The sequence below is a fragment of the Roseivirga echinicomitans genome, from assembly GCF_001592935.1.
GTDB lineage: Bacteria > Bacteroidota > Bacteroidia > Cytophagales > Cyclobacteriaceae > Roseivirga > Roseivirga echinicomitans.
This window is the reverse complement of record NZ_LRDB01000050.1, coordinates 13,708-30,273: the sequence shown is the minus strand read 5'-3', so window position 1 is coordinate 30,273 and position 16,566 is coordinate 13,708. Positions and strand designations below refer to the sequence as shown.

The window sequence follows — 16,566 nt, the reverse complement described above, 5'->3', positions numbered from 1 at the left end:
TTACGGTTGCTACAACGTGTTTTTTCCCTTCTTCATATAAATAGATAGCGGGTAAAAACTGTTTCATTTGTTTTTTTGAAACTTTTATGCCCATCTTTGGCGCGGTCAAAATTAAAAAAATACCTATTTATGTCTAAAAATCTCGTCATTGTAGAGTCTCCAGCCAAGGCCAAAACCATCGAAGGTTTCCTGGGAAAAGATTACAAAGTTGTATCAAGTTATGGACATATACGTGACTTACCTAAAGGTAACAAAGCCATAGACATAGCCAATGGTTTTAAGCCAACATACGAGGTAACGGCCGACAAAAAAGAGGTGATAAAAACCTTGAAGAAATTGGTCAAAGAATCGGAGACGATCTATCTAGCGAGTGATGATGACCGCGAAGGAGAAGCCATTAGTTGGCACTTAAAAGAAGCCCTGAAACTTAATGATGACAACACGAAACGCATCGTTTTTCGTGAGATTACAAAAAATGCCATTCAAAACGCCATCAATAATCCGCGTACGATTGACATTGACTTAGTAGATGCGCAGCAAGCCCGTAGAATCCTTGACCGATTGGTAGGATTTGAGCTGTCGCCAGTACTTTGGAAAAAAATTAAACGTGGCCTTTCTGCCGGACGTGTGCAATCGGTTGCGGTACGCATGGTGGTAGACAGAGAGCGTGAAATAGATCAGTTCACCCCTGTTTCTTCTTATAAAATAACCGCCATTTTCAACCTTGGCGATGGTGTTGAATTGAAAGCTGAGCTTCCTTCGAAATTCAAAACAGAAAATGAAGCCCACGAATTCTTAAAAGGTTGTGTAGGTGCAAATTATTCGATTCTGGACTTACAGAAAAAACCAGCGAAGCGTTCACCAGCGCCCCCATTTACCACTTCTACCCTTCAGCAAGAAGCCAGTAGAAAATTAGGCTATTCTGTATCGCGTACCATGTCCTTGGCGCAGAAACTATATGAAGTCGGTAAGATCTCGTACATGAGAACGGATTCATTGAACCTTTCTGATGATGCAATAAAAAGTGCTGTGGGTGAAATTTCTTCTGCTTACGGAAAAGAATTTGTGGAAACCAGAAAATTCAAAACCAAGTCGCAATCGGCACAAGAGGCGCACGAAGCGATTCGTCCAACGAATTTCGCAACGCATACCGCTGGCGCAAATTATGACGAACAAAGACTTTACGACCTGATTTGGAAGCGAGCGATTGCTTCGCAAATGGCCGATGCCCAACTAGAGAAAACAACCGCTTCTATTGCCATTTCAACCCGAAAGGAAACCCTTTCTGCGTATGGTGAAGTGATCAAATTTGAAGGGTTCTTAAAAGTATACATCGAATCAACAGACGATGAAGATGGTACAAACGAAGCCAAAGGCATGTTGCCCCCATTAACAGTTGGACAAACCTTAGAACTGAACCACATGATGGCCAAAGAAGGCTTTTCGCGTCATGCTGCACGATTTACGGAAGCCAGTTTGGTGAAGCAATTGGAAGAAATGGGCATTGGTAGACCATCTACTTACGCCCCTACAATTTCTACCATTCAGAAAAGAGAATATGTAATTAAAGAAAACCGTGAGGGAACGGAAAGAAATTATCAAGAGCTAATTTTGGCGAATGATAATATCAAAACCAAAACCAAAACGGAGAATACAGGAGTTGAAAAAAACAAACTCTTCCCTACCAATATCGCGATGATTGTCAATGACTTTTTGGTAGAGCATTTCCCGAATGTGATTGACTTTTCTTTTACCGCTCGGGTGGAAGAACAGTTTGACCAAATTGCACAAGGCAAGCAGGAATGGCCAAAAATGATTGCTGATTTCTACGGAGATTTCCATCAGAAAGTAGAAAACACAGAGCAACTGGATAGATCAGAAATTAATTCTTCTCGCGAATTGGGTGTTGACCCAGAAAGCGGAAAAACACTCCTTGTGCGCATGGGTAAATTTGGGCCAATGGCGCAAATTGGTGAGTCCGATCTGGACGATGAGGAAGCCGAAAAGCCAAGATATGCCAGTCTTAGAAAAGGCCAGTTTATTGAAAGCATTACGATGGAAGAAGCACTTGATCTTTTCAAGCTTCCACGCACAGTAGGTTTATATGAAGACAAAGAGGTGATCGCTGCCATTGGTAGATTTGGCCCTTATATTAAGTTTGAAGACAGTTTTATTTCATTGCCAAAAGGTGTTGATCCTTTAGAGGTTGAATTGGACCAGGCGATCTCATATATCAAAGAGAAGCAGAGTGCGGACGCCCCTATTTATGTCTATAAGGAATTGCCTGTTCAGAAAGGTAAAGGGCGTTTTGGGCCATTTATCAAATGGAACGACATGTTTATCAACGTCAACAAGAAGTACGATTGGGACAATTTATCTGATAAGGACATTGTTGAACTGATTGAAGATAAACTTCAGAAGGAGATTGATAAGGTAATTCATAACTGGGAAGATGCCGGGATCAGGGTGGAGAAAGCCCGTTGGGGACGACACAACATCATCAAAGGAAAGACGAAGATTGAGCTTGCTAAAACCGTTGATGTGTCAGAAATGACGCTAGAACAAGCCAAAGCCGAAATAGAAAAGGCCGCGCCAAAGAAAAAGCCAGCGAAGGCCAAAGCCAAGAAGAAGTAAAAGCATTTCCAGCCCTGTCAGGTTTTTAAAACCTGACAGGGCTTTTTATTTAGACAACCTACCTCCCACTTATTCAGCAAACGTCCAATCGGAGCGTCACTGCGAACGCTTACGCCTTAGCTTCAGCGTTGGCGCAGAAATCTTTCTTGCGATAGCAAAGAAAGGTGACGAAGCAATCTCTTGTACTAGAACGCGACATTGAGATTGCTTCACGTAAACATAATCACTTCTAAAAACTTCAGCAGGTTCGCAATGACGACAAAATTGGCCGTCACTGCGAGGCGTAGTCCATGCGATAGCAATGGGCTGTAACAAAGCAGTCTCTAGCCAGCAATTTCTGTAATTTGAAATTGAGATTGCTTCACGTAAAAATCAAGAACAGTATATATTACTGTTTTATAAGATAATTTCACTAAACTTATAGCTGGTTAAAAGCTGCGTATAGCACACCGTATTGAGTTGCTAAGGCTCACTTTTTGAAAACTATTGAATAATATAACGCTCATAGATATGGGCGTTAGCAAACATTAAAAAACAGAAATGGCAGAATTTGTAAAAGGGAATCAGCTTAATGCGGAGCTTGAAAAAATATTTGATCGAGCGGAGGAACAATTAGTTATTATCTCGCCTTTCATCAAACTTCATTCAAGATTTGTTGATGTTTTAAAATCCAAAAAAAGCAATCATAAACTCAAAATAACTGTTGTCTTTGGGAAAAATGAAGACAACATTTCAAAGAGCCTTAGTAAGGATGAATTTGACTTCCTAAAGGACTTCCCAAACATTGAAATAAAGTATGAGCCGAGACTTCATGCCAAATACTACGCTAACGAATCAGCGGCTTTATTGAGTTCAATGAACCTTTACGATTTTTCTCAAAACAATAACATTGAGTTTGGCATCTTGACAAAGGCAACTCTTGTTGGTGCATTGACAGGAAATCTTCTTGGAGACAGTATAGACAAAGAAGCTTTCAATTACTTTGATCAAGTAATCAACAACAGCAAGACTCTTTTCCAAAAGACACCGTGCTACGAAAAAACTAATTTGGGTTTATCAAAAAGATATACCCATTCTAACGAACTTGACGAACTGTCTGGCCAGCTTGGCATTAAGGTATCAACCTCGAAGACAAGTAAATTAATGAAAACAACTCGAGACACTAATACAGGTTACTGTATCAGAACAGGTGACAAGATATCGTTCAACCCTGACTGACCACTTTCAGACAAAGCCTATAAATCGTGGAGTAAGTTCAAGGACACAGACTATAAAGAGAAATACTGCCATTATTCTGGTGAGCCATCGAACGGAGAAACTTCGTTCTCAAAACCAGTAATGAAAAAGAATTGGAATAAGGCAAAAGGAAGATAACGTTTACCAACAAAACCTAGGAAAATATAGAGAGAAACGTACCGAAAGCTAGCATTGAACTTCGTGGTTTAGTTTCCTCTCGCCCCTGTTGGTGTTCTTCACCAACAGGCCACTGAATTTCATTCTCCACCTTTAACCCTAGACCTTTCGTACCTCAAGGAAAGAAAATAGACAGTTTTACTTCGATTGGCTTCAATCTTAGAAGTAATCAATTCCACTACACTAAAGAAGCTTGTTATTTGCAAACTCCTTTTCATCCTGAGTGGCACCGCATTCGCAGAATGAGAAGCGAAGGAACTAAAGCGAGCGAAGCCCTTGTTGGCCTTGATAACGATAAGGCATAAATCCCCTACCACCAAAACCCAACCCGATATGAAAATTGAGTACTTTAATGAAAACTTAGACTTTAACGAAAAGAAGATCGTGACTAAAGTCCTTTTGGAAACTTCCTTTTCCAAAGAAATTAGAATTCTCTTAAAACAAGGGCAAATGATGAAAGAGCATAAAGCTCCTTTTCCCATCATTGTGCATATTATCGATGGTCGAATAGATTTCGGTATGCAGGGCAGTGTACATCCATTAAAAAAGGGGGATATCATCACCTTGGATGCTAATATCCCTCATGATTTAACCGCCCTGCAAGACAGTATCGTGCGTTTAACCCTTTCCAAACTAGATACCAGTGAACGTGTAGAAAAGGTGGTTTCAGATTCATAAGAGAATGTTAGCGTTCAGACCTATAAGGTTTTAAAAACCTTATAGGTCTTTTTCGTTAGTAAATTCGTGCCCGCTTTAAATCCCAGGGTTCCTTAGTGTTCATTGCGGTTAAAACATGACTTATTTTTCAGGTCATTCTGAATCTTTTAGTCTTGCCTATTGGCGGTATCATTACATTTTTTTAGTAACTATAAGGAATATTACGTGCATGATAGGGTTGGGAAAGAAAGCCATAAACCGCCCAAAACGTGAAAATTATAGCACCCCAGATTTGAGTAAATATGATTAGAACTGTAGTTTTTATTTTACTTTGTTTAACCACATTCACCGCTTTTGCACAGTTTCCCGCATACAATGATAAACTTGACGAGACGGACGGTTTACCCATTGCCAATTTTGCCATCGCAGCTAATATCAGTGAATCAGGAACATTGTTTAATGGCATTGCGGCCAATCCAGGGAAATTAGGCCAGTGGCTCGAGTATAGAGGAAAGGCGGAGCTTAGTATTTCCTATAAAAACGAGTCTTTTCCTTTGACCAGTTTTGAGGAAATTGATAACCAAAGACAGTTTCCTATTTCACAAATATCATATGAAAATCATAAAGAGCTGCCCATTAATATGTCATTGAAAAGCTGGGCTCCCGCTAAATTAAATGACCATTTCACTACTGCTCTTCCGGTCGTTCAGACAGAAATCACCATCACAAACAGGACAAATAAAGGCCAAAAGATCACCCTTTCTTGGGAGCTGGATAGCATATTCAGTAAAGAACTTAAGCCCACAGAAAATGGAGTATATAGCCCCTACATTTCTTTAATGGCAGATGTAAGTTCTAGCTTTAGCCAAGGCAGCGTTAATTATGCCATTGAATTAAAAGCAAAGGAATCAAGAACGATTCGCTTTGCCATAGCTACTTACGATAGCCTTTGGCTGACGGCACAAAAATTCAAGTCGGCTAACGAAACCTCAAAATTTGCTTTGGCCAACTGGAGCCAATTATATCAAGCCACTCTAGCTTTTGATACTGCCTTACCCCTCACTGACGATCCAGAGTTGAATGATATTTTAAGGTGGTATACCGTTCCGGCAATGATACTCACCAAATGTACCGTGAATGATGAAATCCTTACCATGGGATACAGAGAGCTAAACCAGCGTGACAGTTACTGGACCTCTTGGCTACACTTAACGATGTTTAAAGACGCAGAAAAACAGATGCTATTAGAAACAATCGATGCAATTAAGCCTAACGGAAAGGTGCCAACCACCATATTACCTAAAATAGAAAGGCTTGATGACTTGGACATTAATGCTTTTTTCATACTTCGCTTTTTCAGGTATACTGAATTTCATAAGGACAATAATTTCAATGAAAAACACTGGCAGTCTGTAAAGGCTGCAATGGATTGGTTGATCAGCCGAGATCAAGACAAAGACGGTTTACCTGAGCAAGTCTCATTTTGGGGGGATTGGAAAGATGTAAAAGGAGTCGCAGGTCGAAAATATTCGCCTTTTTCATCATTACTCTATCTTTCCGCACTAAAATATTGTAAAACCTATGCAGAGAAGGCAGAGGATCAATCGGCCATTTCCATCTACAATAAAGCATACGATAAAGCCTTTGAGTTAGTAAATAAGCCATTTGAAGAAGGTGGATTGTGGGCAGATGGTTTTTATCAGCAACAATGGAATGACAACAGAAGCGATGGTAAAATACTTCAAGATCAGGCCATAGGCGTATTTTATGATGTCGTTTCACCTGAAAGGGCCAATGCCATTTTTGAAACATTAAATGCAAATAATAGAACCCCATATGGCATTGCAGAAACATTCCCTTATTACGATAGCTCCTATGGCTACGAGCCGGGAGAGTATCACAATGGTGCGGTTTGGCCTTGGTTAAGTTTTATGGACATATGGAGTCGTTTGAAGGTGGGCCGGAAAGACGAGGCCATTCAATTGATTAAAGATATTGCCAAGGCAGATCTTTATACATCAGGAGATTATATGCCAAACGAACACATCAATAGCCTGACAGGGGAAAACCTCGGTTTCTATATTCAAGGATGGAATGCGGCCTTATTTGGCGTTTTCTATTTTGAGCTTAAAAGCAAATGATTGTACTCATGCGCTAAGCGTGTTGTTACAAACCTGTGATTTTAAACACCGTTTTACCACCAATAATGGCTTCGTCATTTGAGTTATAAAACACTTTAAACACTCCACTAGGTACTTCCGCAGCCATTACTTGTTGCTCGCTGCAACCGTCAGTTAGACCAGTACAGCTGATGGCAATAAAGTTTGGGTTTTGGTATGTAAATGCCACATGTCGGCCAGAAGCCATTTTATGGTAAGATGAATATGTCCCTACATAACTAACTGCGCCTGCTACTTCATTTTTGAAAGATTTGAAGCTTATCCCTTCATCTGTGCTGAGATTACTTACGAAATCAGGGTTTCCCATGGGATTTCTATTTTCTAAATAGACCAAGTGACCTTCGGGGCTAATGGCCTTTGGCGCCATCCCGTCCACGTTCTTATGTTCTGAAATCAACTGCCAGTTGTACGCATCACTAGATGAATATACGGCCATATCAAATTTAGAATACTGGAATCCCGTCCCCGAAGGAACATAATAATATTCATTATAAATGAGGGCATAGTAGCCTCCCTTGTTATTCTTAATTACAAAATTGGGTGCGATGCCATTTGCGTTTTCCAGTTTCCATGAACTTCCATTGTTGGTTGTTGAAAAAGTACCCTCACCTGTATACGCCACTGTTTTCTGTGCATCGGCATATCCATATAATAAGTTTTTGAATTCCGAGCTTTGATAAGTCTTAGCACTTGTATCATACTTTTTATTTCTGAAATAGAGATGGTCGCCCACCTCCATCACAAATCCGGTATTAGAATATTTATTGTCAAAATTGACTTTAGTATTCACGTATTCCTTGCCCGAAGCGGTTGATTTTACAATACCATAATCACGATATTTCCCACCTTCAATAAACCCAGAATAGTAGACGGTTCCGTTGACCTTGGCTGTTCTTGGAAAAGCGATATCAGTTTTAGTGAGCGTTGATCCACTTGCTTCAAAAGTTGTCTTCACAACAGTATTGTAGTTGCCAGTTCGTAACGGATTTTCATACAAATCGACATACATTTTTCCGTCTTCAACCATTACCGCTATCGGGTTGTCTTGATAATCGTAAGTAGAAGGATAATCATAATAGGTAATTTGGTCATTGGGGGCTACAACCACCGCAGCTCCAGCACTGGCATAGCCAAAGTAGCCCTCGTTATAGGATAGTTTAGCTTTATTGTTATTGTTGGCGCTAGTTCCTCTTAATCTTCTTTCATCAAAAGCAGGCCACAGCCTAGAAGTTAAGGTATTGGTAGCAATATCATACTCAGCCAATGTGCGATAGTACAAACTCAAGAACCCGATTTTTCCATTGCTATAAATCATTTCGCCCAACAAGGCATTCACTGCTATTCCTAAATTTATCGACTGGCCGTTTTCAAATTTATGGATTGTCCCGTTAACGTAATAGGCTACGCCATTCACGTCCATCACCGGCTCTGGAGAATAACTTATTTGGGGTATTTGTTGATCGCTATTGTCATTTAAATTTTTCAATTTATAACCTGATAATAAGATGCCATTATTACTCACCGCAGTAAAATCACTAGTGCCAGATAGCTCACTAAATGACTCCCCTGTATCTTTTGAAAAATAGAATTTGTAATTGGCATTGCTACCGTCTATGCGGGTATCCAGACCAAGCACTATATATTGACCATTCTCACTTACCACCAATTTTGTAGCTTTAAACAGCTCCGTTGGTTCCATAATAGTACTCACCAGTGCGCTCGCCCCTCCTGCGTCTGGCTTATCTGGGTTGGGTTCATCATCATCATTTCCACAAGCACTCAGGAACAACAAAATGCACAATGCAGCGATTAGGGATATTCTGGATTGGATGAATCTGTTCATAACGGTTCAATTGAAATTGCTAAACAAAAATCAATCTTATTCATCCTTGTATGAATACATCCCAATCGGTATTCTGATATGCGTGTTAGTGGGTATCTATATGCTAATTCTTTGAATTTGTCTGAGATTGAAAGTGCATTCGCCCTTGTAGGTGTTCTTCATCGACAAGCCGCACAGGCCCATTACTTGCTTCTTTCAGTTTAAAGGACGTTCATGCGAATTTTAAATTTCTGCTGTTCTAACTTAGCAGCAGACGGATTCTTTCTTCACCCTTCGTTACACTTCAGGTTCATCAGAATGACGGTGAATAGTTGTCTTTTCAAAGTAATTTACCCTTTGTATAAAAAAGGCCAAAGCCTACTGACTTAGCATTGCCGATCAAATGGAATTTTCAAAAGTATTTTTATCTTCAACACAGCTAATCAAACTTTGAATAAACAGCATCAACATGAAGGCAAGATTTATATTAGTACTGTTGATAATTACCATATCACACTACTCCTACGCGCAATGCGAGGCGGTTACGGTTGAAAGTGTATCAAAATACACTCCATTGGCTATGGATTCTTTGTTTGAACCTGATGGCCTTAGAAACGGCCCTGATTATGATGGTGCTACCTTGTACTTTCCTACCAATGGGGAATCCAATTTAAAGAGTATCGTACTCGTACCAGGCTACAAAGCCACACAAAAATCTGTGAGTTTCTGGGCAAGATACCTTGCTGAACGTGGCTATGTCACCATGACGATTGGTACAAACGTTTTAACCGACAGTCCTTCATTAAGGGCCAAAGCACTTGTGGATGGCATGGAAACCATACGTCAAGAAAACAAAAGAACGGATTCGCCTTTATTCCAAAAACTAGATACTGAAAACATTGCCGTTGGAGGTTGGTCCATGGGCGGAGGTGGTGCACAATTGGCTGCAGTATTAGACTCGCGTGTAAAAGCCGTAATTGCCATTGCTCCTTGGTTATATCCTAAAACGCTGGTGGAAACGGATCTAGATCATGCTGTGCCTGTTCTTATTTTAAGTGGCCAAGTCGATCCAACTGCTCCACCTGCAAGTCATTCAAACGTACATTATGACTACACTCCTGCCACAACCACGAAAATGCTCTTTGAAATTACAGAGGGTAATCATTCAACTCCGTTGTTCCCCAGCACAGGAAATGGTGATGTAGGCAATGTAGCCTATGCTTGGCTTGAGACTTTTCTACGTGGCAACGACTGTTATCTGCAAATGCTAAATGTCAATTCATTGAATCAAAACTCAACAGCATCAAAGCATCAAACCAATCTGAAAAAATGAATAAAAATGGCCGTCCAAAATTAGCGCTTAAGTTATCAGGAGTTGATATAGGCATGGAGCTTTTGGGTTGGCTCTCATTGATAGGGATTTGGGTTTTAGTATTTCTGAATTTTCAGAATTTACCTGACACAATACCCATTCACTTTAATGCGGCTGGAAAAGCAGATGGGTTTGGTAGCAAATGGAGCATTCTAACATTACCGATCATTGCATCAGTACTATACGTTGGAATGACGATTTTGAACAAATTCCCTCATGTTTTCAACTATCCTACTGAGGCAGTAACAGAAGAAAATGCCTTGAAAAACTACACAATGGCCACCCGGTTAATCCGTGTATTGAAGTTAATGTTGGTTATAATATTTGGACTGATTGTGTTTATGACATTACAGAATATTAACGGAACGGCTGAAGGCTTAGGCGTTTGGTTCTTGCCTTTAACATTAGGGATGATCTTTATTCCAATCACATACTATATCATAAAATTGGTAAAAGCGAAACATACGTAAGTTGCTCATTAACTTTTTCTTCCCTATGTTAATCGTCAAATCAGGACTCCATATTTTTCACAAACAGGACTAGGTGAAATTGTATTATAGAATGTCAACTTCTAGTTTATTTCTAAGATTTTGAGCAATATCGCATAGGATTTTGGTTACATCAGTTTGGTCGCTGATCATTTTTTGACATCCTCCATAAGTCAGAATTTGATTTTTTACGGAAACGCTTATGGTCATTAACAATGTCGTTTACAACAAAATTATAAAACCTTATTACGAGGCGTTCACAGGCCTTTCTAAAGAAGTTTGGTGGCTTGCCTTGATCACACTGATCAACAGGGCAGGCACAATGGTCATCCCATTTCTTTCGCTATATCTCACACAAAACGAAGGGTTTTCTTTATCTCAAGTAGGCTGGATCATGACTGCCTTTGGTTTAGGATCGGTAGTAGGCACTTGGGTTGGCGGTAAACTGACCGATGTAATTGGCTACTATAAAGTCATGGCTTTCAGTTTATCGGTGTCCGGAATCATGTTTGTATCTGTACAATTCCTACATGGCTTTTACCTAATCTGCGCTGGCATTTTCTTACTGATGGCGGTTGCGGATATGTTTAGACCAGCAGTATTTGTGGCACTCAGTGCTTATAGTAAACCACAGAACAAAACCCGCTCAGTAACCCTGATACGGTTGGCCATCAATCTTGGCTTCTCATTAGGCCCTGCATTTGGTGGTTTGATCATTACAAGTTTAAGTTATTCTGCGCTGTTTTGGGTAGATGGTACCACTTGTATTCTGGCTTCTATCCTATTACTGTGGGTGCTCAACCCGAAAAAAGCAAAAATCCTAGACGAAGTGAAAAATGCCAATCCTAAATCGGCTTACACCGACACCACCTATTGGATCTTTTTTGTTGGACTGGTGCTTTTTGGGTTCACTTTTGTACAGTATTTCTCTACCGTTCCTTTATTCTACAAAGAAATTCATCACCTGTCTGAATCACAGATTGGGCTTATTTTGGGGCTTAATGGGTTCCTGATTTTTGCATTTGAAATGCCGTTGATTAAGTACTTCGAGTCACGTAGTTTTAGTATGGTGGAAAACATTGTAATTGGTGTGGTACTTATTTGTTTGAGCTTTGTGCTTCTGATTCTATCGAGTTGGGCAGGTATTCTGATCATCGGAATGATACTCATGACCTTTGGTGAAATGTTAGCCTTTCCTTTTTCTAATGCCTTCGCCATGAAAAGAGCGAAACGCGGTAACCAAGGAGAATACATGGCGCTTTACAGCATTGCGTTTTCGGTATCCCATATTTTTGGTCATAATACAGGCATGCAGTTCGTTGATAATTTCGGTTTTGATAACACTTGGTACCTCACGGCAGGAATGGCAGCCTTGTCAATACTCTTCCTTTTTATCTTAAAGAGGAGGTTGCGAAGTGAACCAATTGAAACAGAATAGCATTTTAAACCTCATGCTCTCTGTCTACTGCAGGCTCAAGGAAGGAAAAGAAGTATTAACTTCTTCTTTACAGATAATAAAAGCAAAAGCATATCATTTGTGCTCTCCCTTCTATGGCTCCACTGCTTCTCATCTTTTAAAGTTCCTTCGAGTGGAAGGAAGACAGGTTTATCCACAATTAAAAAAACTACGTACGAATTTCACTAATTCAACAAAAAGCATTTTAGAAAGTGTATATTATATTGATTTAAAACAATTACTCATGATTGGTTAATAGCACAACACTATAATATCCAAGCATTCGGGCTAAAACCACCCAATTATTAATATGTAGAATAAATTACTCTGCCTTCAATGCACCCATTTGGCTACGTATGAGTATTTGTTTTGAGAAAAACTACCAATGGAAAAAATAGAGCAACGTATCAAGAAAAGGTATTTACTATTCATAGTAACGATCATAGTAATCATTGTTGCTGTTTTGGTAATTATTCAAAATAGTGTCAGCAACCAAAAACATAATGCCTCTTTAATTAACAAATCGGGCAAACAACGCACGCTAAGTCAAAGCATAGCCAAAATGGCCTTCTCTATTGAGACAAATCAAAACGAAGCATTGAAGTCAAACTCGCTAGAACAATTAAAAACAGCTACAGATGAATTAGAAAGCGGGCATAACTACCTGTACTCTGAAAATAAGCAACATGAAAAAAATACTATTATTGACTCCTTGCTTAGTGCTGCTCAACCCTACTTAAAAAGGTTAACCACGGCCAGTAGAAGTATTATAAACAACGCTGATTCAACGCTAATTAAACAAAATGTAGAAATCATTACTCAAACTGAACCCTCCTATTTGTTAACCATGGACACCGCGGTAAACGAGTATGAAAAAGCTTCAAAAATAAAGCTTCAAAAGCTGATGCAGACAGTATATTTCCTTGCATTAATAGCTGCATTAATATTGATAGGAGAATTCCTATTTGTCCTAGTTCCTGCTCTAAAACAACTGTTTCGACAAACTCACAAACTCACAAAAGCCAATGAGGAACTAGCTAAATCTGAAAGCAAAATAAGAGAGCAGGTACTGGAGTTAACAAAGCTCAAAACTGACTTAGAAACAAAGAACACCTACAACAAAGTTTTTATTGAGCAGGCTCCTACTGCCATTGCTATGCTTGATAAAGACATGAAATATATTGCTGTCTCTCAACGCTGGATAGCAGATTATAAAATGGAAGGACAAGAGGTTATAGGTCGTTCTCATTATGATATTTTTCCAGAGATAGGTGACGATTGGAAAGCTAATCATCAAAAAGGTCTAAAAGGCGCTATTGACATTTGTGAGGGAGCGCCTTTTACCCGTGCCGATGGAACAATACAGTGGATTTATTGGGATGTTCGCCCTTGGTACATTTCAGAAGGCAACATAGGTGGTTTAATAATGCATACTGGAGACATTACTCACCTCAAAGAAAGAGAGGAAGAAAGAAGGCAAATTGAAAAAATTCTAGATAAGACAAATGAAGTAGCCCGTATTGGAGCTTGGGAAATAAACCTTGAAAAAGATAGAATTTTTTGGAGCAGGATTGTACGTGAGATTCACGAAGTACCAGAAAACTATGAACCCGATTTAGAAACCGCTATTAACTTTTTCAAAGAAGGAAAGAGTAGGGATTTGCTTGAAAAAGTGGTTAAAGAAGCAATGGAACATGGAACCCCCTATGATGTAGAAATAGAGCTAGTAACGGCAAAAGGGAATATCCTTTGGACACGCGCTATCGGCCAAGCGGAAATAATAGACGGCAAATGCATTCGCCTCTTCGGAGTGTTTCAGGATATAAATGAAGTGAAGGTGTCACAAATTGAGCTAAAAAATGCCCATACTCAATTAAAAGCCATATTCAACTCTGGATCCACATCTATTATAACTACAGATACCAATGGTATTATTAATCAATTCAATCACGGGGCTGAAATCATAACTGGGTATTCTGCGGCTGAAATGATAGGACTACAAAAACCGAATATTTTTCTTTTGGAAGAAGAATTTGAGAAGTTCTCAAATGATATTGCTCAGTTATACGGCAAAGACCCCACAGACTTTCATCCACAATTAGAATTAGCCAATCAAAATGCATTCGATACCCGTGAATGGAATTATCGAAGAAAAGATGGATCAATTTTGCCTGTTCAGCTGACTTTATCCGGAATTAAGAGTGAACAAGGTGAAAACATTGGTTTTTTAGGTGTCACTACCGATGTGTCTGAGAGAAGAAAGACAGAGAATGAACTATTGAGAAAAAACCAGCTACTTAATTTTGCCGAAGAGATTACCATGATGGGAAACTGGCAATGGAATATCCTTACGGATACAATGCAGTGGTCAAATAATATCTATAACATTTTACAGGTAGATAAAGGAGTTAATCATTTATGCTTTGATACTTATTTTAGAATAGTTCATCCCGAAGACACAGGAATTGTAACAGAATACTTCAAAAAGGCAGCTGAAGAGAAGCAGCTAAATATATTCTCACATCGCATCATAACAGGAGATGGAAAATTAAAAATAATTCAGATTCTAGGGGAAGTGATCACTAACGACAAAGGCGAAGTAGTCGAAATGATTGGTAGTTGTCAAGACATTACTGCTGCCAAGTCTGCTGAAAAAGAATTACATGATGCCAACCTACAATTGAGAGCCATATTTAATTCTGGCCCCACAGCCATTGTAACGACAGACAGTGATGGTATTATTAATCATTTTAATTATGGAGCAGAAATATTAACTGGATATTCAGCGGCTGAAATGATAGGGTTGCAAAAACCCTTCATTTATCACAAAGAGGACGAGTTAGAGAAGTTTACAATTGACATTGCCAAGCTATATGATAAAGATCCAATAGGCTTTCACCCACAGTTAGAATTATCAAAGCATAATGCATACGACACACGTGAATGGACTTATGTTAGGAAAGATGGATCAACCTTACCTGTTCAACTCACTTTAACAGGAGTAAAAGATGAAGAAGGTAATGACATTGGTTTTTTAGGTGTATCAACCGATATTTCTGAAAGAAGAAAAACTCAAGATGAACTATTGCGGAAAAATCAATTATTGAATTTCGCAGAGAAAATAACAATGATGGGCCATTGGCAATGGGATACCCTCGCAGACAAAGTACAATGGTCTTATAACCTATATAATATATTTAAGCTTAATAAGGCAATCGACAGTTTGACCTTCGATACTTATTTCAGCTTTGTACATCCTGATGACAAAGAGAGTGTAACGGATTATTTCGAAAATGCGGCAAATAAGAAGAGTCTAGACAAGTTCACTCATAGAATCGTAGCAGGAGATGGTCAGTTAAAAACAGTCCAACTTCTAGGGGAAGTCATCACCAATGATCAAGGTAAGGTAATTGAAATGATTGGTACCTGCCAAGACATTACCGAGCAAAAGATGGCAGAAAATAAATTTAGAGGTCTGCTAGAGTCCGCGCCAGATGCCATGGTAATTGTGAATGAAAGAGGGAAAATACAACTCATCAACAAGCAATCTGAAAAGTTATTTGGGTATTCAGCTGATGAACTATTTAACAAGTCTGTTGAAATCCTTATCCCTAGTCGATTTACAGGTAATCATACCGCACATCGCGATGGCTTTTTCTCTAACCCTAAAACAAGAGGAATGGGTCAGGGTAAAGATCTATATGGGGTAAATAAAGGTGGAACAGAAATACCTATACAAATAAGCCTAAGCCCATTACAAACAGAGGAAGGATTATTGGTTTCTGCTGCCATACGTGATATTTCGGATCAAAAATTATCTGAAAGTAAAATCATTGAAGCAAAGGAAAAGCTAGAGGTATTAGCAAGTAGGTTAACCTCTCAAAACACCCAGTTGGCCGACTTTGCTCATATTACTTCTCATAACCTAAGGGCTCCTGTCAGTAACCTTAACTCACTTTTAGGTTTTTATAAGGAATCAGAAAGTGAGGAAGAGAAGAGCATCTTATTTGAAAAATTCGAAAAAGTCATTAACCACCTTACCCTAACACTAAACACTTTAGTTGAGGCCCTAAAAACGAATAATAAAGACCTGAAAGACAATGAAGACCTATCATTTGATGAAGTGCTAAACATTACTAAAGAAACACTCTATGGGCAGATCATAAAAACAGGTGCAGTCATTACCAGTGATTTCTCTAAAATTAATAAACTTAGTTATAATAAAATCTACTTGGAAAGTATTTTCCTTAACTTGCTGAGCAATGCAATTAAGTACAGATCTGAGGGTCGTACTCCAGAAATATTTATTAAATCAGACATTGAGGATGGGAAAATTGAGTTGAGTATTAAGGATAATGGCCTAGGTATAGATTTAGAAAAACACGGTCATAAACTATTTGGACTTAATAAAGTTTTCCATAGACATCCAGAGGCTCAAGGTGTGGGTTTGTTTATAACAAAAGCACAAGTTGAAGCTATGGGAGGCACAATATCTGCTTCAAGCAAAGTAAATGAAGGTACGACTTTCAACATAAATTTTTAAC

9 protein-coding genes are annotated in these 16,566 nt (G+C 39.0%); 8 read left to right on the top strand and 1 reads right to left on the bottom strand.

The features are described 5' to 3' along the window. Nucleotides 1–129: 129 nt before the first annotated feature. From topA to AWN68_RS14380, 4 genes are all read left to right on the top strand, one after another. On the top strand, nucleotides 130–2,634 hold the full coding sequence (gene topA / locus AWN68_RS14400) for a type I DNA topoisomerase (RefSeq protein ID WP_068417101.1): 2,505 nt from the start codon (nucleotides 130–132) through the stop codon (nucleotides 2,632–2,634). Nucleotides 2,635–3,174: 540 nt separating this feature from the next. Then, nucleotides 3,175–3,852: a phospholipase D family protein gene (locus AWN68_RS14395; RefSeq protein ID WP_068417099.1), complete on the top strand. Its 678-nt coding sequence runs from the start codon at nucleotides 3,175–3,177 to the stop codon at nucleotides 3,850–3,852. A 528-nt stretch (nucleotides 3,853–4,380) separates the two neighbouring features. After that, complete coding sequence (locus tag AWN68_RS14385; protein WP_068417095.1) at nucleotides 4,381–4,725, top strand: cupin domain-containing protein; 345 nt, start codon at nucleotides 4,381–4,383, stop codon at nucleotides 4,723–4,725. Between the two features lie 281 nt (nucleotides 4,726–5,006). Next, on the top strand, nucleotides 5,007–6,845 hold the full coding sequence (locus tag AWN68_RS14380) for a GH116 family glycosyl hydrolase (RefSeq protein WP_068417092.1): 1,839 nt from the start codon (nucleotides 5,007–5,009) through the stop codon (nucleotides 6,843–6,845). 25 nt (nucleotides 6,846–6,870) lie between these two features. Here the strand turns inward: AWN68_RS14380 and AWN68_RS14375 are convergent, their stop codons facing one another. Next, on the bottom strand, nucleotides 6,871–8,727 hold the full coding sequence (locus tag AWN68_RS14375) for a hypothetical protein (protein ID WP_068417090.1): 1,857 nt from the start codon (nucleotides 8,725–8,727) through the stop codon (nucleotides 6,871–6,873). A 448-nt stretch (nucleotides 8,728–9,175) separates the two neighbouring features. Between AWN68_RS14375 and AWN68_RS14370 the strand changes: the two genes are divergently transcribed. The 4 genes from AWN68_RS14370 to AWN68_RS14350 all read left to right on the top strand — a co-directional run bounded on the left by AWN68_RS14370 (nucleotide 9,176) and on the right by AWN68_RS14350 (nucleotide 16,565). Next, nucleotides 9,176–10,039: a poly(ethylene terephthalate) hydrolase family protein gene (locus tag AWN68_RS14370; protein WP_068417087.1), complete on the top strand. Its 864-nt coding sequence runs from the start codon at nucleotides 9,176–9,178 to the stop codon at nucleotides 10,037–10,039. Beyond that, nucleotides 10,036–10,548, top strand: a complete 513-nt coding sequence (locus AWN68_RS14365; protein ID WP_068417086.1) for a DUF1648 domain-containing protein — start codon at nucleotides 10,036–10,038, stop codon at nucleotides 10,546–10,548. Before AWN68_RS14370 ends, AWN68_RS14365 begins: the two co-directional genes overlap by 4 nt. Before the next feature lie 220 nt (nucleotides 10,549–10,768). Next, nucleotides 10,769–12,004: an MDR family MFS transporter gene (locus AWN68_RS14360; RefSeq protein ID WP_068417082.1), complete on the top strand. Its 1,236-nt coding sequence runs from the start codon at nucleotides 10,769–10,771 to the stop codon at nucleotides 12,002–12,004. Nucleotides 12,005–12,407: 403 nt separating this feature from the next. Continuing rightward, nucleotides 12,408–16,565 (top strand): PAS domain S-box protein, encoded by a 4,158-nt coding sequence (locus AWN68_RS14350; protein ID WP_068417077.1) that lies wholly within the window; start codon nucleotides 12,408–12,410, stop codon nucleotides 16,563–16,565. Nucleotide 16,566 lies beyond the last annotated feature (1 nt).

Bases quoted from the DNA above. Each gene is read 5' to 3' on its own strand.
- topA (WP_068417101.1), top strand. From the start codon at position 130: ATGTCTAAAAATCTCGTCATTGTAGAGTCTCCAGCCAAGGCCAAAACC.
- AWN68_RS14360 (WP_068417082.1), top strand. From the start codon at position 10,769: ATGGTCATTAACAATGTCGTTTACAACAAAATTATAAAACCTTATTAC.
- AWN68_RS14350 (WP_068417077.1), top strand. From the start codon at position 12,408: ATGGAAAAAATAGAGCAACGTATCAAGAAAAGGTATTTACTATTCATA.
- AWN68_RS14395 (WP_068417099.1), top strand. From the start codon at position 3,175: ATGGCAGAATTTGTAAAAGGGAATCAGCTTAATGCGGAGCTTGAAAAA.
- AWN68_RS14375 (WP_068417090.1), bottom strand. From the start codon at position 8,727: ATGAACAGATTCATCCAATCCAGAATATCCCTAATCGCTGCATTGTGC.
- AWN68_RS14380 (WP_068417092.1), top strand. From the start codon at position 5,007: ATGATTAGAACTGTAGTTTTTATTTTACTTTGTTTAACCACATTCACC.
- AWN68_RS14370 (WP_068417087.1), top strand. From the start codon at position 9,176: ATGAAGGCAAGATTTATATTAGTACTGTTGATAATTACCATATCACAC.
- AWN68_RS14385 (WP_068417095.1), top strand. From the start codon at position 4,381: ATGAAAATTGAGTACTTTAATGAAAACTTAGACTTTAACGAAAAGAAG.
- AWN68_RS14365 (WP_068417086.1), top strand. From the start codon at position 10,036: ATGAATAAAAATGGCCGTCCAAAATTAGCGCTTAAGTTATCAGGAGTT.